Genomic DNA, 21,058 nt, shown 5'->3' with positions numbered 1-21,058 from the left:
GACTCCAATGATAACCTCAAATTAAAATTAATGTAAAAAAACATGAGCAGCAAAATATTAGCAGAACGCTACGAAGTGCACCGACAACTGGGAAAACAAACTGGTCGCCAAACGCTGCTGGCTCGTGATTTGCAAACTCAAAAATTAGTTGTCATCAAACAGCTATTCCTCGGTAGCGATTTTGAATGGCAAGACCTCAAGCTATTTGAACGGGAAGCAGAAACTTTAAAAGCACTCGATAGCCCAGCAATTCCTCGCTACCTCGACTACCTGGAAATTGACGAACCAGACAATAAAGGATTTGCCCTGGTACAAACTTATGTAGAGGGGAAAACTTTGGAAGATCATTTGCGATCGGGACGTACTTTTAGCGAAAATGAGGTAAAAGAATTAGCTAAATCGTTGTTAGAAATTTTGATTTATTTGCAAGAACAAAATCCGCCTGTTATTCACCGCGATATTAAACCTAGCAATATTTTACTGCACAGCAGATCAGGTCACTCGGTGGGACAAGTTTATTTAGTTGATTTCGGTTCGGTGCAGAACCAAGCTGCAAAATTTGGCGGCACAATTACAGTAGTGGGAACATACGGATATATGGCACCGGAACAATTTGGCGGGCGCTCGGTTCCGGCTTCTGACCTCTACGGTTTAGGTGCAACTTTAATTTATTTGGTAACGGGTTTGCATCCTACTGAACTGTCACAGCAGGATTTGAGAATTCAATTTGCCGATCGGGTAACGCATCTCAATTCTAATTTAATTGATTGGCTGGAGTGGATGACAGAACCAAGTTTGAACAAACGATTATCTTCCGCTGGGGAAGCATTGCGAGCGCTCAAAAATCCGCGCCCTATCAACAAAAGTCCTATAGTGGTGCAGCCGCCACCAGGCAGCGATATTGAACTAACACAAAATTCGGAGTTTATAGAAATTGTAATTCCGCCACAAGGAATCGGTTTTGGTTTAATTGCCCTGCTTTCTGGGGCGGTACCTGCGAATATTTGGTTATTGGGGAATTTGTTTTTCACCTATAGCTTAGGGATAAATAACCAATTTATTATGGTAATGCTAATATCAGGAAGTTCTTTATGTGCGGTAGGAGTCATGTTTCTGTTTGCACTATTTCGGGAAGTGTGTCTGAGAATTGATCGGCAGCAAATCTCCTATAGTTGGCATCTGCTCGGATTGAAATGGTATTATTCCCGGCCAGCTCCCAGACAGGACATTTGCCAGTTGGAAATTGAACAAATTAAATACAGAGGTTCTCAGGTGATTATTCAAGCGGGCAACCAAAAATATCAACTAGGAGTGAAGCAGGGACTAAGTGAATTAGAAATCGAGTGGTTAGCAACAGAACTGAGCCAGTGGTTGGGATTGAAAATTAAAAGAACCTATAGCAATCCTTATATAGCAATCCTAAATGATTTGTGAGAGGTTGCCATAAGTAAAAAGCTTTGGGAAATCAAAAGTTGGGAGATGAGTTACCAACTTAAAATAAATACTTAACGACACTAAAAAATTTGCACAGATGGTAATACAGCGGTTCCCGCTGTATTACCATCGCCCAAACAAAGCATTACCCTTTCAAGCTGTGGGATGCGCCCCGCCCCTCGGGTGTATTTTCCCAGCAGGCGGGACACCCCACAAGCATCATCCTCAAATTGTGTAACCCCGATCGCACTCGTCCGCTTTCGGTCAATCTCATGGAGCATCGAGCCCGATCGCCCGTAAAATGCTATCAAAGGGATTTGGCAAGTAGCACTCATCCCAATCATCTGTTAACTTGGAGATATTGTTGTGGACTTATCGCTAATTCCGGCACAGCCGAAACCAGGACTGCTCAACGTCCTCATCGAAATTACCGCCGGTAGCAAAAACAAGTACGAATTTGATAAAGACTTGCAAGCCTTTGCTCTCGATCGGGTGCTTTCTTCCTCAGTCCAATATCCGTGCGACTACGGCTTCATACCCAACACCTTAGCCGATGATGGCGACCCCCTCGACGGCATGGTGATGATGGATGAGCCCACATTTCCAGGGTGCATAATCGCAGCCCGTCCGATCGGAATGCTGGAAATGATCGACGGAGGGGACCGGGACGAAAAACTTTTGTGCGTTCCCGACAAAGACCCCCGCTACGCTCACTATAAGTCCCTCAAAGACGTAGCCCCCCACCGCTTGGACGAAATAGCCGAATTTTTTAGAACCTACAAAAATTTGGAGAAAAAAGTCACGGAAATTCTGGGTTGGCAAGATGTCGATCAAGTCATGCCCTTAGTGGAAAAGTGCATCGCCGCCGATCGCAAATAAGTCCCTAGCCCGCACTCCTCGACTACAACCCGACTAAAAACTCAGGAGGCCGAACTTAAGGCAACCGCTGCACGTCAGGCGATGCAGTCGAGGAACGGGTAGCTAGAAGGTCAAATCAGTCGTCAATGCCGATTCACCGGAACGGCATTCCTCAAAACCCCGCTCCGGACCCAATCTTGAAAAAAATACTACTCCTAGAGTAAGATTAAGCGCAAATTATACCCCTGGGGAATGCGTTCTACGTTTGAGGAAATTTTACCCTAATACTTAGATCGATCGGCGCTATCTTAATCTCAGAACACAGAAGACGCCGGGCAGCCCGCAGGGTGCAAAAAATAATCTCTCCAGCGTGACATCTCCTACACCAACCGGTACGGTTTAGGCTTGTAATAGCCCAATTGTTCGGCACTCGGATGGTTCCCCGATAAAGCGCTTTATAGTACGGATTGCTAAAAAGTAAAAACTAAAAAGTAAAAACTAAGATTTCAACTCCCAAGTTCCTGCCGCCAAAACTAAAAAAAATGCCAGATTCCGCACCCTCTCTACCCAATCCACAGCCTTCCAATCACAAAGCCACTATGGAAAATAGTCCTTTGACCGAGTTTGTCGTTCAGTTTTGGGGCGTGCGGGGCAGCATCGCCACCCCCGGCACCAAAACACTTCGCTACGGAGGTAACACCTCCTGTGTAGAAATGCGCTTGGGTAAAAAACGCCTGATTTTTGACGGCGGTACGGGCCTGCGAGTTCTAGGCCTCAATCTGCTGCGGCAAATGCCGGTGGAAGCCCATATGTTTTTCAGCCACACTCACTGGGATCACATTCAAGGGTTTCCGTTCTTTACTCCCGCCTTTATCCCGGGGAACTGCTTTCACATTTACGGTGCGATCGCCCCCAACGGCACTACCATCAAACAGCGTCTTGCTGACCAAATGGTGCACCCCAATTTTCCCGTCCCCATCCAGGTGATGCAGTCAGACCTCAAATTCAACGATTTGACCCCTGGGGATATTCTCGAACTCGACGATGTGAAAATTGAAACGGCACTGTTGAACCATCCCAACACCGCGATCGGATATCGAGTCACCTGGGAGGGACACACAGCAGTCTACTGCACCGATACAGAACATTTTCCCGATCGGCTGGACGACAACGTGTTACACCTAGCTCGCAACGCCGACGTGCTGATTTACGACGCCAACTACACCAACGAAGAGTATTACAACTTCAAAACCCCGAAAGTCGGTTGGGGACACTCGACTTGGCAAGCAGGAGTAGAAATAGCGAAAGCTGCCGGAGTCAAAAAAATCGTGATGTTTCACCACGATCCGGGCCACGACGACAATTTTCTCGATCGAGTCGAAGCAGAGGTGCAGGCAACGTTCGCCAATGCCTGCTTAGCCCGCGAAGGCATGAGCATACCAGTGATTTAACCAAAAATAAATTCAGAATTATGAAACAGGAAAAACCCCGCAAACGTCGCAGAGTAGGCTTGCGGGGGCTTTACTCAACGTTGCTAGTGTTGATAATTATCTGCTGTACCTGTGGCGGATGGGTTGCAGCTCAGACTGCCTATTCTGCAACTCCCGCGCGACTTGCTCAGGTGTCTTCGATCGAGGATACTGGTACGGTCGATCGCATTCCCGAACGCTACCAACTCGGACAGCAACTGTACCTAGAAAACTGCGCCACCTGTCACATCGCTTTACCGCCACAAGTATTACCTACAGAAACTTGGCGCAGATTGCTGCAAGATTCCCAACACTACGGACAAACCATCAAACTGCTAGTAGACCCACCCCGCATCCTAGTGTGGAACTACCTGCAAACTTTTTCCCGTCCCCAAGCCAAAGACGAAGAACTCGCCTACCGAGTCGCGAGTTCTCGCTATTTCAAAGCACTGCACCCCAAAGTAAAACTGCCACAACCCGCAAATATCAGCAGTTGCGTTACTTGTCACCCCGGCGCGTCTCAATACAATTTCCGCAAGCTTACCGCCGAGTGGCAAAACTCTCCATAGCGAAGATTAAGTTCGTAATTATATCCGAGTGCGATCGTCTCGATCGCACTCACCACAAAAGGGCGATCGCATTCTGAACTCGATACTTATCCTCTGACGGCTAACGCTGAAGTTGTGCGACTGCCGATAACGTCTGTTGCAAAACCGACCGAACTGGTTAGTCGGTTCCAACCGAGTGGTTAGCCGCAGCTAAAGTGGCATAGAAGTAAAAAATCTGTGCCTTTAACTACTTTTTGACAAATTGTTATGGTATCTTAACTTTACCGGAGGCTAGTTCAGACAATTTAAGAAGCCTGCTTATCAAGTAACCTGATTTATGATTGACAGTAAAAAAATTCGACTGAAATGGGAAAGTTATTGGTTTAAAACCTTTGGGAGATGGCGCTCGTGTCCATTGACCTGCCCAGTAGACAGACCTCATCCTCGGCATATTTTTTGGAGTTGGATTGGCAGTTTTTTGGCAATTACTGCAACGTCCTATCTTGCTGTAAAAACTAATTCTCCTTTACTAATGGCTCCGTTTGGCGCTACAAGCGTTCTGATCTTTGGTGTCCCTGACAGCCCTTTGGCTCAACCCCGGAATGTCATTGGGGGCAATTTCTTAGCTGCTCTCACCAGTCTAATCATTCTGCATTTTCTCGGTTCTTCTCCCTGGGCGATGGGAATGGCTGTTTCTAGTGCGATCGGAATTATGCAGATTACCAGAACTCTACATCCGCCTTCGGGAGCAGTTGCCTTAGTCGTCATGATGACCCAACCAGACTGGAAATTTTTGCTAACACCTGCTTTTGAGGGATCAATAATCTTGGTCTTGTGCGCCGTCATCTTTAATAATTTAGCGGCAGAAAGGACGTATCCCAACCACTGGTTATAGCCTTGTCTCTAATTCTCTCATCCTTCCCTCGGGATCACTACCCAAAATCGGGATGCTCCCTCGATTCCTTCTTCCTTCCATCCGTTACATCCCGTACAGTGCTTCGTTGCCGAATTTCCTTCTGCTAGATCAATCAAAAAACACTGATTTGTCCGGTGTTGGTCGAGAACCCTTTTGAAAGCGTTCCCAAGACTGTTTTAATTGAGCAGGAGCCGGATTTTCGCGATCGTAAACCACCAGCACATTCGTCAAATTCCGTCCCGGCGGCAATAAAATCTCCCCTTGATGAGCCAAACCCACCGAAGCGCCCCCGTCCAAATTCATTGCTTCAAAACAGCCGATCGCCTGCATAACTTTAGCTTCTGCTTCCAAAGACAAACTGTCAAGAAAAGTCACCAAAAATAACTTATCTCTCGAAGCTGGAAAGCCGATCGCCGTTCTCGAACCCACGCCCAAAACATGAGAATCTTTAAAACCTTCCGATAAAGGAGACAGCGAAACTTTCCCCCCTTTAACCAATCTCGGCCCGCAAGTCAGAGAAAACCAATGTTGACTCCAATCCGGCTTACCTTCAGTTCTAGCCGTCACCATTTCCAATTGATTTCCCGCTTTAATCCCCAAAGTCGTGCCGTAATTTTCCCATCGGCTATATTTCAGAAACTTACCCGCCGCCACCATATTTCCCAGCACAGCTTTCTGCTCATCCTTACCAAAAAAAGTCCCGTTAGCAACAACAGCAGCCCGGTAACGCGACACCATATTTTCAAAAGGTTCGTCGCCCCGCGTTACTTTAGAAGTATTTGCAAAATCTGCATTATTAGCTAACCCAATTGTGATATAAATTTCCGGGTCTGCAAGGTCAATAGTTGTGAGATAAAAACTTGCGCCAGCTACATTTTGGCGGCTGACTTGTACAGGTTTTGCTCGCTTAGCAGAACGTTTGATAATTTGAGGTTGAGACGGCTGCACAGCAGGAGAATTTTCGGGCGATTTTACAATAGGATTACTCGCCAGAGGTTGATGGGTTTTTGCCGATTTTACAATGGGATTGCTAGGGAGAGGTTGAGGAGTTTGATTTGATTGTATACTTGATAGAAAAGCGAGTGACTTTTGCCACAGTTGACCCGCCAGAGTCAAGAAACTATCTCGGTTTTGGGCGATCGCAAAATAGTCAGCCGCAACCCGCGCCAAAGCTATGCCCGTTAAAAATAAAAAAGTGCGCCGCAGCATCGGGCGACAACCTTCAGACTGTTTGCGTTTAGACATAAAAAAATCTCAGCTAGCATAGCGAACAGTTGTCTATGGCTGTGACTACAATGGGCGATCGCCTGAATTCTGAAACTACCAGTAGCAAGGTGCGTAAGCGCGCACCTCACCACGAATTCAAAACTCAAAACTATTTCTCTAGCCGGTATTCCGCATCCCCGCAGCAATTCCATTAATCGTCAGCAGAGCTCCCCGCAACAATTCACCCTTGCTGTAACGCGAGTGAATCACCCCCGGAACCCCCCCACTACCGTGCTGCCGCAAGCGTTTCAGCAGCGAAACCTGCAACAAACCCAAAGGCACAATCGTCGCATTTCGCAACTGCACCGATCGCTGCAGCGATGGATCTTCGTCCAACAAACGTTGGTGTCCGGTAATCGTTAAAACCAAATCGCGAATCAAGTGAAATTCGGCCGCAATTTGCTCGAATAAAGCGTTAAAACGCTCCTTATCAGCAGGCAAAGCTAACTCCTGCACGTAGTGTTCTGCAATCTGCAAATCCACCTTAGATAAAGTCATTTCCACCTTAGAAATTACCATTCTAAAAAACGGCCATTTCAAGTAGAAATACTGCAAAAGTTTCATGTGTTCTTCCGGTTCCTCCAGCAAAAACTCTTGCAAAGCTGTACCGACACCGTACCAAGAAGGCAGCAAAAAGCGGCTTTGAGTCCAGCTAAACACCCACGGAATTGCTCGCAAACCGCTGATGTCTTTTTTGCCCCCGCGCCGGGCCGGACGAGAACTAATCTGCAACTGGCTGATTTCTTGAATCGGGGTAACTTGGTGGAAGAAATCGACTAAATCCGGCTGTTCGTAGATTAAATGGCGGTAGTGCGATCGCGACCTCGCCGATAACTCCTCCATAATCTCATTCCAAGGGTCGATGCCATCAAAACCAGTGTGCAGCAAACTAGCTTGAATTACCGCCGCCGCCACAGTTTCCAAATTGTAAAGCGCCAACTCTGGCAAAGAATATTTAGAAGCCAAAACCTCGCCTTGTTCAGTAATCTTAATTCGCCCGCTAATGCTCTTTCCAGGCTGAGCCAAAATTGCCTTGTAAGCAGGCCCGCCGCCGCGCCCTACAGAACCGCCTCGGCCGTGAAAAATTCGCAACTCCACACCGTGTTTTTCCGCAACCATTTGCAAAGCCTTTTGAGCTTTGTGTATTTCCCAATTGCTGCTGAGGAAACCAGAATCTTTATTGCTGTCCGAATAGCCCAGCATCACCTCTTGCAATTTGAGAGTTTCGATTGGACATTGGATATTTTCTTCGCTTTTTTCCGCTATTTCCTGCGCGTATCCTCCTGCTAGCAAAGCGCGATAAAGCGGCAGATCAAAGATTTTTTGCATTACTTCCGGCGCTTTTTTCAAATCTTCCACCGTTTCAAACAGGGGAACTACTTGAATACTGCTAATTCCTGTACCCGGATCGTAAAGTCCTGATTCTTTTGCTAACAGCAAAACCGCCAGCAAATCGCTGACATCGTGGCTCATGCTGATGATGTAAGTTTCGCAAATTTCCTGACCAAACTCCTGCTGCATTTGCCGCAATATTCGGAAGGTATTGATCGTCTCGCAAGTTTTGGGAGAAAATGGCAATTCTGCTGGAATTAAAGGGCGGCGAGTTTGCAGTTCAGTTGCGAGCCAAATAATTCGATCGCATTCCGACATTTGATTGTAAGGCTTTGGCAAAATTTGCAAGTATTCAGCAATTTCGGTCAAAGCGTCCGAGTGTACTGTTGACTCTTGGCGGATATCTAGGTAAGCCAAATTAAACCCGTAAATTTCTACTTGGCAGAGCAGATTTTCCAAGTCTCGACAGCTCAAACCTGTTTCCACTAAATTGTGCTCGATGAGCTGCAGCTCGGCTAAAAACTCAGCGCCCGATCGATAAAGACCGGTCATTCCGGGACGTTCCGACAAAGCCTCGCGCTCCCGTTGCAACTCGTCTCCTTTGTAGAGCCGCCAATTGCGATCGCGCGTATTTTCCAGTCGCTGCTGCACGTAGGCCAGCTTCAACCGATAAGGTTCTTGGCGGTAGCGGATCGCCCACTGCTCGTAAACCTCGGGAAATTCCGATCTGTCGCGATCGAGAGATTCGAGCAATTCCGGCAGCACGTCACTCCAGTGCAGCGACAAACTCAAAAGTTCGTTCAGTCGCTTCACCGCGGCGATGTACTTCTCTAGCACTAAGTGGCGCTGATAGCAAGCCGTTTGCCAAGTAACTTTCGGAGTCACAGAAGGGTTGCCGTCCCTGTCCGATCCCACCCAAGAACCGAACTTGCAAAAATTGTAACTCGGCGGTTTCAGATAAGGATAAGAAGCGTGGAGCGCTTGCTTTAAGCGCTGGTAGAGTTCGGGAATAGCATCAAACAGAACTTCCTCGAAGTAGTGGAGAGTGTATTCCACCTCGTCGAGCACAGTCGGCTTGAATTGGTGTAGTTCGTCAGTGCGCCACCAGAGGCGAATTTCTTCCATCAGTTGCTCTTGGAGAGCCGCCGCTTCCCAGCAAGACACCGGGTAGGGGCTTTGAGAGTCGGTTCCGAGCACCTGAAATTTCTCGTCAACTTGGTCTAGCTGTTGGAGAATCTTCGCCATTCGCCGCTGCTTGGTGCGGATCGTGTGGCGGACAATTTCCGTGGGGTGAGCTGTAAATACCAAGCGGATGTCTAACTGATCGATCAACCGCTGGATTTGCTGGCTCGGCACGTTCAAGCGCAGCAGCATCGGGAACAGTTGGTGAAAAGTGCCGGCATCTCGGGCGATCGTCTCGCTGCTGTCTGCCTTGCTCAAAGCCATTTGGGCGGGGCCTGGGCCTTCCCTGTGGCGCGGGCGATCGGGGGCATCCGTTGCTTGTCCTGGCAGCTTAGAAAACATCCGCCCACCAGCGTCGTTGCTGCTAGCGTAAGCTAGCTGTTGGTCTCGCTGTTCGTAGTGCTGTTCGACAATGTTGATCAACTGGAAATACAGTGCAAAAGCCCTAGCGGCGCGGATGGCGGCGTTGAGGTCGAGCTTTTCGATTAGCTGTACGACATTCGACTCGCGAAAGTGAGTGGCTTGTCCCTCGGCGGAATTGACCGATCGCATTTGTTGGAGCAAATCCACCAATTCCTGCCCGCACTCCTGTCGCAGCACCGATTCCCACAAGTCCTCTACAACTTTGAGGCGATTTCGCAGAAACAGGTCTGATTTGGAGTAAGCGGGAAAATGGGAAATAGATGTTGCATCAATAGCCTGTTCTGAAGACTGGAGGACTGAACTCATCGGGCTGTTCCTCAATAGCTGCGGGTGTCTGTGAAAATTGTATTGTTTAGTTTCGCCTAAAACACTTTTGTTTGCAGTCAAATTTGAGACAACTTATTGCAACTTAGAAAGTAGAAGGCACTTATGTACAAAGTATAAGGAAAGATTAATTTTTAGATCACAGATTGTACCTATTGTCAAGCTTTCATATCAGTTGACTTGGGATTTTAGATTTTAGACGCTCGGCGTGAGACGTTCGGCGAGCGCGAGCGTCGAGTCGCACTAAGTCGAACAATTTGAGATTTACTCCAAAGATGAATCTAGAGAGTTGAACTAGGGTCGAAAATTTTTATCTCTCCCCGACAGGAGTCGGGGGCTGGTATGCGTTTTTGGGCGGGGTCAAAAAAATTAACTTCTAGCTGCAGCATCCTTCCTTGTGCTTTCTAATCCTGTGATTGAGGAAAGTTGAGCACGGGGAGTCGCGAACCCCGAAAGACTTCTTCGCTTTCAACGCCGATCGACGCAACAAACTCAGCAGCAGCTTTAGCCACCACCAACCCGCCCAGCATGGGTAAGGCGACCAAGCTCAATAAAATGTCTGAGGGAACTGGCAAATTTGGACTGTTAGATGTTTTAGTTTTGAGCAAGTCTTGGTTTTCCGACGGCATAAATTTCTCCTGTGTCAATCCGTAATCCTTAGTTTACAAGGCAAATAATCATCTTGACCGCTGCTTTCTGACTAATGACTTCTGAGATCAAATCGGGTGACATCGGAATGATATCCTGCAAGCGATCGTCCCCGCGTAGCCAAGTCTATAAATATCTTCTCGCGAGATCTTAAGCTCGCACTCGGAAAAAACGCTTTGTATAAAATCGGGATACTCCCCGAATGCGATCGATCGTGCGACTCTTTCCGCGTAGCCCAACGAAACCACAGCACTACAGTCGGAAAATAATAGACATTTCCAGAAAAGCCAGCCTTGAACAGGCAGGATGCCTGTTCCACAAGAATTATGAGAGAGGTCTAATTATTATTCGGATGCAAACGGAAACGATATGACTAATGACGAATAACTTGTTGCTTGGCTTAAGTTGGACCTATGTGTGCCAAAATGTCGAGGTATTATCAAAAAAATATTCACCAACGGCTCGAAGCCGAGGGGATACAAGGCAAGACACTAAGTCGAGCATGGCTTAAACCAAACAAAACGGTTAAGCTCGGCAAATCAAATAATTGTCTGTAAAATCTGTAACTGTGCTATTTCTAGAAAACAAAACCAGCTTTGGCAAAATTTAGAGTTTCATGTTGAATGCCAACGGGAGCATATTGGCAGACAATCGATCGAGCGCCTCGCAGTGGGCGCAAGAAGCTTTAGGGCTTCCCGAAGTTCAAGTACAAGCGCGTTTGCGGGGAAATCACCTGCACATTTTGTGCGAAGCAGCGCAGTGTCCGTCTCAAGAATTGGTGACGGCGAGATTCACCAACGCCCTCGAACACACTGATTTAACGCGACTACTGCCCGATCGACCTAAAATTTACCAGTTGTTTCTGTGCGGCCGCAAAATCGGTTCCCGACAAAATGACTGGACAGTCCGGCTCGATTGCAGCAGTCCCAAGCGACAGCAACAGCCACAGCAACCGGAACCAAAAGTTGCCGAAGTGCCGCCGCCGCCAGCGAGTCCCCCCGACGAACCGCCAGCAAGCCCTAAAAGAGGCGGATTTTTCGGCAAATTTAAGAATGACAACCAGAAACTCAAACAGACACCAAAACTGGTAGAAACAGCAGCCCACCCGCCGCAAGTACGCGAAGAACTGGATTTTGATGCCGAAAGTCTGCCCATCGCCTCCCGGATTCAATACCCAGAAGTTTTTGAAACTTCCGCCGTGACGATCGACACTTCGGCTGCTGCGAGGCGGGAAGCTTTCGGTTCTGCCGTTCCCCCGCAGCAGAAAGCGAACCGTGGCGCGGTGGCTTTGATTCAATCCCCCGAAGCTGACTCAGGCGAGGGCGATCGCGGTGGAACATTGACGGTTTCGCCGGAAACTTTGGCGCGCCGGGGCTATCCAGAGGCGATCGCCAGCTATCTCAGCGAAATCCTCGGGCCGATGGGAGTTTCCGTGAAAGTAAGCATTCGCGAAAAAGAACTCAAAAGCAGCCGAGAAACCGTGCCGGCTCAGGCGCCGGAAAATATCAAGCCTAAAGAACGCCGACTGCTGGTGCTGTGCGAGTCAGCTTACAGCCCCGACCCCTCATTGCTGGCAGAACCCATCGCCGGCAGGCTGCGGAAACTGCAACTAGAGAATTTCCGGGAAGCATTAATCGGCAGCCAAGTCAGCGGCGAAGCGAAGCCGGACTGGGTGCTGCGGGTGGATTTGACTTCGCCGGACAAAATTCTCAAGGAATGGGCCAGGTGGGGCGACGTACCTGCGATCGCCAAACTGCTAAATCAACACTTGGCTGCATCGAGAGTCGAAGTGCGGGCCACCCTCAAAGAAGCAACCCTCCATCTGTTTTGCAGCAAAACTGCCAAAAAAGGACAAAAGACTAAACGGCAAGAATACCCCGACAAGCAGCAAACCACCGACACGATCGCCCCTTTGTTAGCCTCCTTCGCACCCCAAGGCCTCCGCGCAGCTACTATCTACGGCGTAGAACCATCCAAGGACTCTCAGGCGGCGCCGGAGTCGCCGGTCTGGATAGACTGGGTGGACTTGCCTGCCGCCCACCACCCCGACTTGGCTGCGAGCACCAGAACGCTGGCGGCCGAGGGCGACCAATTGGCTTTGACTTTTTTATTGAACAGGTTGCTCAACCCCAGTCTCAGGCGCAAGCTGGAAACAGGAGGGATTCGGGCTGTCGTGCTGCAAAAAGCCGACGTGCTGCACGTCATGACTGAAGCTCTGACTTGCCCTTCTCAGTCGAAGGTAGGGCCGCCGGTGGCTAAATTCTTGCGGCAGTTACAAATTCCGGGAGTGGCAGGGGTGCGAGTCTACGGGCGTCGCGCGGGCCAGAAGCTGCCCCTGTGGCGCTACGCAATCGACCTCAGAACGGCCGTTGACGAGGAATCAAGGACGGCACCGGCACCTGCTCCCTCGCAAGTCGCTGTCTTGGAAAAGGAACCGATGCCGGAGTTTGCACCGGCAGAGGATGGGAGTTTTTCGGGTTTGGGCGAGAATTTGGTGTTCGATGCTCCGATGCCCAATTCCTGGCGACCGCGTTTCAAAATCAGACTCCCCGGATACAATCTGGGCGAGCAATTAGTTCAAGCTGCAGTGCAACCGCTTGTCGCTTCGGGTTTGTTTGTTCCCAACGATGGTTTATCAACGAATGCTGCTGCGCCGGGAGGCGTGAGAGCCGATCGCGTCGCGGGAATGGCTTTGATTTGGGCGATCGCCGGCTGTCTGCTGACTTTCAATACCGATTGGCTGCTGGGTCTATTTCTGCAATCTGTGGCGGTCAGTCAAGCTCCTAGCGCCTCCGAAGTTTGTAAGGGTTCAAACTGTCAAAATCCCTCTCCCAAGGCTGTGGACGACGTTACAGCCCCTGTTCCGAAGGAAACCCCGAACCCTGTTCCCCCTGCTGAGGAGGTGAATTTGCCTCAAATTCCGTTGCAGCCGTCGCCGGAAGCGCACCAGCAAGAGGCTTTCAATGGCTCTGGGTTTACGAAACCGGGAAATATTAGTGTTCCTGTAGCTGATGTTTCTGCTCCTGCGGTGTTCCCAACTTTGAGGAGCCAGCAGCTTGACGAGCAGATAGCGCGCTATCAAGAGTACATTCACCTGCACAAAAAACCGCCGGATATTTTAATTGTCGGTAGTTCCAGGGCGCTGCGGGGCATCGACCCGGCGGTTTTGGAAACAGCTTTGGCAGCGTCGGGCTACCCGGGGCTGAGGGCTTACAATTTTGGGGTTAATGGAGCTACTCTCCAGGTTGTAGATTCAATCATCCGCCGGATTTTGCCACCGCAACAACTGCCGAAATTGCTGGTGTTGGCGGACGGGGCGAGGGCTCTCAACAGCGGGCGGCCGGATTTGACTTTTAGCGCGATCGCTTCTTCGGAAGGTTACAGGCAATTGAGCCGGGGTAGTTTTCTGATCCGCACCAATCAATTAGAATCCGAAACATCGAACGAAAGCGCCAACAATCCGGTGGCGACTGCCACTGAATTGCTGAACAATTTGGGACAAACTCAAGCTAACGTTCAGCAATTGGTGAGTCAAAAGTTGGTTGAGGGTTCTGCAATTTACAAAAAGCGCGATCGACTTAAAGGGTTTTTGCGATCGATCGTTAATCCCTCAGCCCCTGTTGCAATAGACAGCCCCCAACCCGCAGCCCTGGAGGAACAAACAAAGGAAAATGCCCAGCCCGCTGCTGTGAGTAAACCAGTCAGCGAGTATCAACCAAATGGCTTTTTGCCGATCGATATCCGCTTCAATCCCGAGACTTACTTTCAGAAGCACCCGAAAGTATCTGGTTATTACGACTCCGACTATCAAAATTTTAAATTGGTAGGCGAACAAACTGTAGCACTCAAAAATCTGATCGAATTTACCAAGGTTCGCAACATCAATCTCGTGTTTGTGAATATGCCTCTGACTGAAGATTATTTAGACCCGGTGCGGACAGGTTACGAACAAGAATTCCGGCAATATATGCAAGAATTAGCAGCCCAAAGCGGACTAATTTTCCTAGATAATAGTTTATTGTGGCCCCAGGCGCGGGAATCTTTTTCCGACCCCAGCCACCTCAACCGTTACGGTGCTGTTGCAGTGTCTAAGCGGTTGGCTCAAGATCCCATGATTCCCTGGCCGGCGAAACAATAGTTCTAATTTTTGAGTTTTGAGTTATTTTAGAAGTTAAATGCTCCCAACGTTGCGAGTGCGGCGCGACTATCTCAAAACTATTCTTTGCTGCGGCTAAATACTGAAAATGAAAAGATTGATATTTCCTGAAAATAGCAAAAATACACAGATAAAAAATCCTAGAAAAAATCTGCCTTTGATATTTTTTATATTATCTTTAGCATTTTTCTGTTTCAGTTTGTATAAAGGTTTCTGGTTACCTTTAGCTTTATCATCTGGGCCGCCCAGCAACGAACAAAGTAGCGAACAGCAAACTATGGCACCCTTTGAAGAGGTTGTCAAAGACGCGCAAAAGTTAGAGGGACTATTTACTCTTTACCGCAATCAAACAACTAATAAAGTTTATCTGGAAATTACACCGCAACAACTAGACAAAAAGTTCCTGTGCTTTGTGACATTGGCATCGGGTTTGGGGGAAGCGGGCATTTTGAGCGGAATGCCGATCGGCGATTTCTTATTTCAACTGCGGCGCGTCCAAAATAAGGTGCAGTTTGTGATACCAAATATAAATTTTCGCACAAGGCCGGGCGACCCGCAAGCAGGTTCGGTAGAACGGGGATTTAGCGAGTCGATTCTCTATTCTTTGCCGCTCAAAAGCATTCATTCGCAAAGACAAACTCTGCTGATCGATTTAGGCGATTTGCTGATGAGCCAAAAGCGAGATTTACCAGGGGTAAAAGCGATTTTGCCGATGATTTTGGGCGCTTCTTACTCAATCGATGAAGACAAGTCTTATTTTAAAGATGTTAAAGCGTTTCCGCTGAATGTGGAAATTGCTTCTATTTACGGTTTTTCTAGCGATAATGACAGTGAACTTAACTATTTACCTTCGATTCCTGACAGTCGGGCTTTTAACCTCCGCATTCACTACAGTTTCTCGGAAGTGCCGCTAAATAACGGCTACCGCCCCAGACTTGCGGACGAGCGAGTGGGCTATTTTCTTACAGCATATAAGGACTTTTCTGACAATAGCAGCCGGGAGCCTTTTGTGCGCTATATCAATCGCTGGCATTTGCAAAAGCAAATCCCGACAGCGCCGATGTCGCCTCCGGTGCAGCCGATCGTCTTTTGGATTGAAAATAATGTGCCTCGCGAATACCGAAACGCTATTCGCGAGGGCGTTTTGGAGTGGAACAAAGCTTTTGAAAAGGCAGGTTTTACCGAGGCAATTCAGGTCAAACAAATGCCGGACAATGCTAAATGGGACCCGGCTGACGTTCGCTACAATACTATTCGCTGGTCTAGTTCTTTTGAGCCTCAGTTTGCCGGCATCGGGCCGTCTCGCACTAACCCGCTGACGGGGGAAATTTTGGATGCTGACATTCTTTTGGATGCTAATGTGGTCCGGGAAATCAAACAGGGCTATCGGTCTTTGGTGGAACAAAATCGATCGCTATCTAAGAGTTTTCAAGGAGGAAACGGTTCTAATACTAATCCGTGTCAGTTCGGGATGTATTCTCGCTATTTGAAGGTGCTAGAAAATGGGGATTTAGGAAAAAGCAGCGGGGAAAATGGTCAAGGTGGAATTGCTGATGATTTGCCGAGTTTGGTAGAAAGATACCAAGAGCAACAGCGCTCCTCTTTATCGCGGTTGATGTCGAGTTCGGATATGTGTTTTGGGTTGGAATCGAGCCGACAGTTTGCGATCGGGGCAATGTCGATGGATCTGTTGGAAAATGCAGCGCCTAGCAGTGGGACGATTGACAATTATGTTAATGAATATATCCGATTTTTGACGGCGCACGAAGTCGGCCACACTCTCGGTTTGAGACACAATTTTCACGGGAGTACGATGCTGCAACCGGAGGATTTGAACAATACTCAGCTAACTCGCACGCAAGGTATGATTGCGTCGGTGATGGATTATGTGCCGGTTAATTTGGCACCGCAGGGAACTGTGCAGGGCGACTATTATCCAACGATTGTAGGGCCTTATGACGATTGGGCGATCGAGTACGGTTACAAGGTGATTGGCGGCGCAAATCCGAACAGCGACTTACCAGCGCTGCAACAAATTGCCAGCCGCGCTGCGGAACAGCAATTAGCTTACGCGCCGGATGAGGATTCTGTTGATATTCTCGATCCCGCTGCAAATACCTTTGATCTCAGCGCCAATATGCTGAGGTATTCGCAATGGCAATTGGATAATGCGAGGGCGATGTGGAAGCGTTTAGAAAAGCGAACTCCAGTTGGGGAAGACGGTTATAACGAACTGCGGGTGATGTTTGATTCGGTGTTCGGGTATTATCTTCAGCAGGTGATGAATGCGACTTTGTATGTGGGGGGACAGTCGTTTAATCGGATTCGCCCTGGAGATACTAATGCGAAGTTGCCGTTTGTGCCGATCGAACTTTCTCAGCAGCGAGAAGCTTTGGCAACATTAGAGAAGTACGTTTTTGCCCCGGATGCGTTTAGTTTTGCGCCGGAATTGCTCAACAAATTGGCGCCGTCGCGCTGGGAGCACTGGGGAAGTCCGGCTTTGGTGTTTCCTCTAGATTACCCGATCGGGGATCGAATTACTTTTTTGCAGCGGTTTGTGTTGCGAGTTTTGCTATCTCCGACGCGGCTGGCGAGGCTGCGGGATGCCGAGTTAAAATCGGCGCCGGAAACTGCTTTGAGGTTGCCGGAAGTGTTGGATACTGTGCAAAAGGATATCTGGAAAGAGGTTTTGCAGCCGGAAAAGAAGATGCAAATTTCAACTTTTCGGCGTTCTTTGCAGCGGGAACATTTGGGGCTTTTGATCGGAATGGTGCTGCGAAAAACGAGTGTTCCAGAGGATGCGCGAAGTTTGGCTTGGTACGAGTTGCGGCAGTTGCGGGAGGGTTTGAGCAAGAGTATTCGGAATTTGGATCGGAATGCGGATGCTTATACGCGGGCTCATTTGGAGGAAACGCGCGATCGGATTTCTAAGGTTTTGAATTCGCAAATTCAGTCGAATTAATTTGGGGGTTCAGAAACCGGGTTTTTGAGGAAGATATTTCGTTGCAGCCCGCAGATTTGCTCAAAAACCCGGTTTCTTAGAATCTCAGTCAACTTAAAATAATAGCGATCGCCATCAATGGACCAGACCTCCGGGATCTCTGACTTTAACCAAGGGGATGGTGGATTGCTATCGTAATCGATGAAATAATTGGCTCCCAATTGCTCGTACATTTCGTCAACTAACGATTGCAAGTCTAATAATTTGCAAAGACTAAACTTCTGTCATCGCAACGATTTGAGCGATGGTTAATACCAACTGAGGAAACGTTGGAGAAACAATAATGGCTTCTCCTTGATATCGCTGTGCCTGATATTCACCATCGATTAAGCGGTTGATGGTCACCGTAGGCTGTTTTGGAGAACCAATATACTGAACGCCTCCCAACCCTGCATAATCAACGATCCAATACTCCAAGATTCCTAAAGTTTCATACTCATTCAATTTGATGCGGTAATCATCCCGCCAATTCGTACTGACAACTTCGATCGCCAAGGGAGGTGGAATATAGGCAGCAGCAGAGGCAGAACTTTGACGCATTCTGACCCATTCTTCCTTGGCAAACACCACAATGTCGGCTTTACGACTCGATTCACTTTCGCCCGGGGGTGCGTTCAATCTGACTTGTTTACTTTGTCGAGGAACGTAGGGAAGGTTCAAGGATTGGCAATGATCTACCAAGAGACGACATAAACCATCGACGACATCCTCATGTTTGGCTGTGGGTTCACTCAGGGGCATGGCAACTCCATTGACTAGCTCGAATGACCTACCTGAGTCGTCATCCCAGTTGAGAAATTCCTCGAAGGAAAGGGTTTTTTGGGCGATGGCAACCATTGATATTAACCTTTTGCGTAGGTTGGCTCTCTGTTGTCTGTTTCTAGCTTAACGTGAGATAGATCGCTGCTCTTGTAGGGTGCGTTAACGAAGTATACCGTAAACTTTGACACCTCTTCTCGGTTTTACTGCCCGCGTCCTGGTTTGCAATCTACAAAACCTCATGCTTCTGTGTCGAGTAAACTGGCGATCGAAATGGCGATCGCCGCTGCGATCGGATATTCAATTACGAATCATTGTGAGGTGGATGTAGAGCGATAGAATGCAGGACTCCTCGAAGATTGACTACTCCTTCTCGGTTGAGTTGCAGCCGATCGATGGTAGCGCGTCCAGTTGGTGTTAAACCCAACATTTGAGTCGAATCGGTGCTCCAAGTAAAGTGTTCGCTCCAGTTATCCTGTCGAGGATGATAAAGTGGGACAGAGCCACCTGTAACGGGGTCGATCGCCTCACTATGACTGTATTTGAAATTGTTGCACCCTTGACAAGCGATCGCCAGATTATCCAAGTCACTGGTGCCACCTTTGGAGCGAGGGATAATGTGTTCAATGGAGAAGGGGTCTGGAGAGAATTTAGCTTGACTGAGACAATACTCGCAGCAACCATTGGCGCGTTGTTTAATGAATTGTCGCTGCTGCTGTGTGAGGCGGGATTCAGGCATAATCAACGATCTCGGGATGAGGATTGATGCCGAGGGTTTGCATGAGCTCCGTCAGAGGTTGGTTGCGGAAGGTTGCGAGTTGAATTAAGGCTTGAATGCGGGCAACATTGAGTTGTTCAAGGCGATCGCTCATTTGGATCAGTTGCTCGTGTTCTTCGGGTGTCAGGGTTTCGGCATGACGCTTGGCGATGAGGGTATGGTATTCTTCCCAGGTTTGTGCACTAAAGCCGATGTTAATTTGTTGCAGCAAGTCGGCTTCTGTAGGTTGGGTGGTTGGAAGTCTAGGCTGGAGGCGTTCTTGCAGGGTGTTGAGAATGTAGCGATCGGGTTCAACGCCCTGTCGAGATGCTTCAGTGCGGATCTGGTGTTCGAGTTCGGGAGAGAGGTTGAGGGTGATGGTGGTCATGGTTATCTTGGCAGCAACATCTATTCATCATTTTAGCGATCGGGCTTTCACCTTATCTCGAACTTCATCGCCTGGGACTTCTTGATTTTACTGCCCGCGTCCTGGTTTGCAATCTACGAAACCTAATGCTTCTGTGTCGAGAAAACTGGCGATCGAAATGGCGATCGCAGCTTCGATCGGATATTCAATTTCCGCAGCACGCGCGATCGGAGCCGCTTGAATTCGTTCTGGCAAGCGTCTCAAGATGACTTCGGCATCAGCAGGAGAAAGTTGTTCTTGAAGTTTGGCTTGCATGGCATTCACCTTTCATTAATAGGCGAAATAGAGGTGTCTCCTCGGCGATCGTACAAACTCTGATAATCTTGCCAGGTTGCAGGTAAGCGCACTAGAGAACCGGCAGGCAATTGAATTTTTTCGGGTGAGACGAGGGCAAACATAGTCTAAGCTTCCTGTTGCAGCCATTGATTTTAATGATAACAAGACTGGTGTGGGCGATCGCTCCTGGTTTTTAGTCGAAATTGGCGCTACAATAATAAATTCATCTGCCATATGACTTGGGCGAAGGTAGCTAGATGGTTAGCTGGATTCTAGAAGATGGTGTATTTGGCTGCTCTATGACTCCACTTGCAACGGAGATTCGCAAGCAAGGACACAATGTTAAGATTGTTGACTATACCAGAGGCATAACAGACTATCAACGCTTCTTTCCCCAAACAGAGTGTGTCATCTTCTATGGGTCACTCTATATAGCTGAACAGATTCTCAGTTGGGATTTGTCTTGGACACCAGGAATTATCGGGACTATTGAACATTATCATTGCACAGCCTATTATCCTCATCTTAAACGTTGGCTGTTGAATGCAGGGGGTTATATTTTGCCATTATCAGAGTTGTCTTCCTCTGTGGTTGAAAAGCCTAAATTACTTTTCAATCTTGAGGAGAGTAAACGTTTGTTTATCCGTCCCAACAGTCCACTTAAACCTTTTGCAGGTAGTCTGTATTCTCCTAGAGAAGTGACGGACTTAGACAGTTTTATGAAACGCCATTACCTCGAAGACCCGAACATTTTGGTGGTGGTTGCACCGGAACAGTCCATTGAAGCAGAATGGAGAGTGATTATTGCCCAAGGGCAAATCTTGTGTGCTTCTCAATATCGGCAGATTGAGAAACCTTACTATCAATCCGGAATGCCTGAGATTGTGCGACAAGTAGCCGAAGCGGTGGCGCAACAACAATGGCAGCCTGACCCAATTTGGGTTCTAGATCTCTGTTGTTCTGGTAATTTGGCTTACGTTCTAGAGATTAATTTTCTATCGTGTTCAGCCTTGTATCAGTGTGATTTGAGCTTAGTTGTGAGAGAAGCATCAGAGGCGGCATGGAAGCGGTGGGTCCAGAAGCAGCAAGGGATATAATATTTTGCACCTTGCGATCGAACGTCAAAATTACCCGTTGCTCAATCGATCGAAACTCACACCGCGATATAATTCCTCGATCGCCACTTCCAGCTCAATACTCTCTAACGGGACTTAAACATAAAATACGATAAAAATAGGTTATAATGCTTACATAGCAAGCATATAACGTTAAAAAATGACCC

Annotated in this window: 17 protein-coding genes; 8 read left to right on the top strand and 9 right to left on the bottom strand. The window is 48.2% G+C overall.

Going from position 1 to position 21,058, the window contains the following annotated elements; all coding sequences use genetic code 11:
• Positions 1-42 precede the first annotated feature (42 nt).
• Positions 43-1,434 (top strand): serine/threonine-protein kinase, encoded by a 1,392-nt coding sequence (locus tag QUA04_RS10220; protein WP_333256281.1) that lies wholly within the window; start codon positions 43-45, stop codon positions 1,432-1,434.
• 80 nt (positions 1,435-1,514) lie between these two features.
• Here QUA04_RS10220 and QUA04_RS10215 read toward each other — a convergent pair whose 3' ends face one another.
• Positions 1,515-1,769: a hypothetical protein gene (locus QUA04_RS10215; RefSeq protein WP_333256278.1), complete on the bottom strand. Its 255-nt coding sequence runs from the start codon at positions 1,767-1,769 to the stop codon at positions 1,515-1,517.
• Positions 1,770-1,800: 31 nt separating this feature from the next.
• Between QUA04_RS10215 and QUA04_RS10210 the strand changes: the two genes are divergently transcribed.
• The 4 genes from QUA04_RS10210 to QUA04_RS10195 all read left to right on the top strand — a co-directional run bounded on the left by QUA04_RS10210 (position 1,801) and on the right by QUA04_RS10195 (position 5,204).
• Entirely contained in the window at positions 1,801-2,313 is a 513-nt protein-coding gene (locus tag QUA04_RS10210; RefSeq protein WP_006634582.1) for an inorganic diphosphatase, read from the top strand.
• A gap of 521 nt (positions 2,314-2,834) precedes the next feature.
• Positions 2,835-3,743 carry an MBL fold metallo-hydrolase gene (locus QUA04_RS10205; protein ID WP_333256275.1) on the top strand — a complete coding sequence of 303 codons (909 nt, stop codon included), beginning with the start codon at positions 2,835-2,837 and terminating at the stop codon, positions 3,741-3,743.
• Between the two features lie 20 nt (positions 3,744-3,763).
• On the top strand, positions 3,764-4,330 hold the full coding sequence (locus QUA04_RS10200; RefSeq protein WP_333256272.1) for a diheme cytochrome C: 567 nt from the start codon (positions 3,764-3,766) through the stop codon (positions 4,328-4,330).
• Between the two features lie 316 nt (positions 4,331-4,646).
• Positions 4,647-5,204 (top strand): HPP family protein, encoded by a 558-nt coding sequence (locus QUA04_RS10195; RefSeq protein WP_445242310.1) that lies wholly within the window; start codon positions 4,647-4,649, stop codon positions 5,202-5,204.
• Positions 5,205-5,333: 129 nt separating this feature from the next.
• Here the strand turns inward: QUA04_RS10195 and QUA04_RS10190 are convergent, their stop codons facing one another.
• The 3 genes from QUA04_RS10190 to QUA04_RS10180 all read right to left on the bottom strand — a co-directional run bounded on the left by QUA04_RS10190 (position 5,334) and on the right by QUA04_RS10180 (position 10,381).
• On the bottom strand, positions 5,334-6,470 hold the full coding sequence (locus QUA04_RS10190) for a phosphodiester glycosidase family protein (RefSeq protein WP_333256266.1): 1,137 nt from the start codon (positions 6,468-6,470) through the stop codon (positions 5,334-5,336).
• 138 nt (positions 6,471-6,608) lie between these two features.
• A complete protein-coding gene (gene ppc / locus QUA04_RS10185) occupies positions 6,609-9,734 on the bottom strand; it encodes a phosphoenolpyruvate carboxylase (protein WP_333256263.1) in 3,126 nt (1,041 codons plus the stop codon).
• Between the two features lie 422 nt (positions 9,735-10,156).
• On the bottom strand, positions 10,157-10,381 hold the full coding sequence (locus QUA04_RS10180) for a hypothetical protein (RefSeq protein WP_333256260.1): 225 nt from the start codon (positions 10,379-10,381) through the stop codon (positions 10,157-10,159).
• 635 nt (positions 10,382-11,016) lie between these two features.
• Between QUA04_RS10180 and QUA04_RS10175 the strand changes: the two genes are divergently transcribed.
• Both QUA04_RS10175 and QUA04_RS10170 read left to right on the top strand, forming a co-directional pair.
• Complete coding sequence (locus QUA04_RS10175) at positions 11,017-14,538, top strand: hypothetical protein (RefSeq protein WP_333256257.1); 3,522 nt, start codon at positions 11,017-11,019, stop codon at positions 14,536-14,538.
• Positions 14,539-14,644: 106 nt separating this feature from the next.
• Complete coding sequence (locus QUA04_RS10170; RefSeq protein ID WP_445242309.1) at positions 14,645-17,518, top strand: zinc-dependent metalloprotease; 2,874 nt, start codon at positions 14,645-14,647, stop codon at positions 17,516-17,518.
• Positions 17,519-17,770: 252 nt separating this feature from the next.
• Here QUA04_RS10170 and QUA04_RS10165 read toward each other — a convergent pair whose 3' ends face one another.
• From QUA04_RS10165 to QUA04_RS10145, 5 genes are all read right to left on the bottom strand, one after another.
• Entirely contained in the window at positions 17,771-18,394 is a 624-nt protein-coding gene (locus tag QUA04_RS10165) for a Uma2 family endonuclease (protein WP_333256251.1), read from the bottom strand.
• Positions 18,395-18,620: 226 nt separating this feature from the next.
• Positions 18,621-19,055: an HNH endonuclease gene (locus QUA04_RS10160; RefSeq protein WP_333256248.1), complete on the bottom strand. Its 435-nt coding sequence runs from the start codon at positions 19,053-19,055 to the stop codon at positions 18,621-18,623.
• Entirely contained in the window at positions 19,048-19,461 is a 414-nt protein-coding gene (locus QUA04_RS10155; RefSeq protein ID WP_333256246.1) for a hypothetical protein, read from the bottom strand. Before QUA04_RS10155 ends, QUA04_RS10160 begins: the two co-directional genes overlap by 8 nt.
• A gap of 87 nt (positions 19,462-19,548) precedes the next feature.
• On the bottom strand, positions 19,549-19,755 hold the full coding sequence (locus tag QUA04_RS10150) for a hypothetical protein (protein WP_333256244.1): 207 nt from the start codon (positions 19,753-19,755) through the stop codon (positions 19,549-19,551).
• Between the two features lie 5 nt (positions 19,756-19,760).
• The gene (locus QUA04_RS10145) at positions 19,761-19,898 is read right to left on the bottom strand and encodes a hypothetical protein (protein WP_333256242.1); all 138 of its coding nucleotides are present in this window, start codon (positions 19,896-19,898) and stop codon (positions 19,761-19,763) included.
• 135 nt (positions 19,899-20,033) lie between these two features.
• Here QUA04_RS10145 and QUA04_RS10140 point away from each other — a divergent pair, with 135 nt between their 5' ends.
• Positions 20,034-20,873, top strand: coding sequence for an ATP-grasp domain-containing protein (locus QUA04_RS10140; RefSeq protein ID WP_333256239.1), 840 nt, complete (start codon positions 20,034-20,036; stop codon positions 20,871-20,873).
• Positions 20,874-21,058: the final 185 nt, after the last annotated feature.

The organism is Microcoleus sp. S13_C5, from assembly GCF_036700845.1.
Lineage (GTDB): Bacteria > Cyanobacteriota > Cyanobacteriia > Cyanobacteriales > Microcoleaceae > Microcoleus.
Note: the sequence above shows the minus strand (reverse complement) of the source record. Positions and strands in the feature narration are given on the sequence as shown.

Coding starts and splice junctions, on each gene's coding strand:
- QUA04_RS10220 (WP_333256281.1), top strand. CDS start 43: ATGAGCAGCAAAATATTAGCAGAACGCTACGAAGTGCACCGACAACTG.
- QUA04_RS10215 (WP_333256278.1), bottom strand. CDS start 1,769: ATGAGTGCTACTTGCCAAATCCCTTTGATAGCATTTTACGGGCGATCG.
- QUA04_RS10205 (WP_333256275.1), top strand. CDS start 2,835: ATGCCAGATTCCGCACCCTCTCTACCCAATCCACAGCCTTCCAATCAC.
- QUA04_RS10200 (WP_333256272.1), top strand. CDS start 3,764: ATGAAACAGGAAAAACCCCGCAAACGTCGCAGAGTAGGCTTGCGGGGG.
- QUA04_RS10195 (WP_445242310.1), top strand. CDS start 4,647: ATGATTGACAGTAAAAAAATTCGACTGAAATGGGAAAGTTATTGGTTT.
- QUA04_RS10190 (WP_333256266.1), bottom strand. CDS start 6,470: ATGTCTAAACGCAAACAGTCTGAAGGTTGTCGCCCGATGCTGCGGCGC.
- ppc (WP_333256263.1), bottom strand. CDS start 9,734: ATGAGTTCAGTCCTCCAGTCTTCAGAACAGGCTATTGATGCAACATCT.
- QUA04_RS10180 (WP_333256260.1), bottom strand. CDS start 10,381: ATGCCGTCGGAAAACCAAGACTTGCTCAAAACTAAAACATCTAACAGT.
- QUA04_RS10175 (WP_333256257.1), top strand. CDS start 11,017: ATGTTGAATGCCAACGGGAGCATATTGGCAGACAATCGATCGAGCGCC.
- QUA04_RS10170 (WP_445242309.1), top strand. CDS start 14,645: ATGAAAAGATTGATATTTCCTGAAAATAGCAAAAATACACAGATAAAA.
- QUA04_RS10165 (WP_333256251.1), bottom strand. CDS start 18,394: ATGGTTGCCATCGCCCAAAAAACCCTTTCCTTCGAGGAATTTCTCAAC.
- QUA04_RS10160 (WP_333256248.1), bottom strand. CDS start 19,055: ATGCCTGAATCCCGCCTCACACAGCAGCAGCGACAATTCATTAAACAA.
- QUA04_RS10155 (WP_333256246.1), bottom strand. CDS start 19,461: ATGACCACCATCACCCTCAACCTCTCTCCCGAACTCGAACACCAGATC.
- QUA04_RS10150 (WP_333256244.1), bottom strand. CDS start 19,755: ATGCAAGCCAAACTTCAAGAACAACTTTCTCCTGCTGATGCCGAAGTC.
- QUA04_RS10145 (WP_333256242.1), bottom strand. CDS start 19,898: ATGTTTGCCCTCGTCTCACCCGAAAAAATTCAATTGCCTGCCGGTTCT.
- QUA04_RS10140 (WP_333256239.1), top strand. CDS start 20,034: ATGGTTAGCTGGATTCTAGAAGATGGTGTATTTGGCTGCTCTATGACT.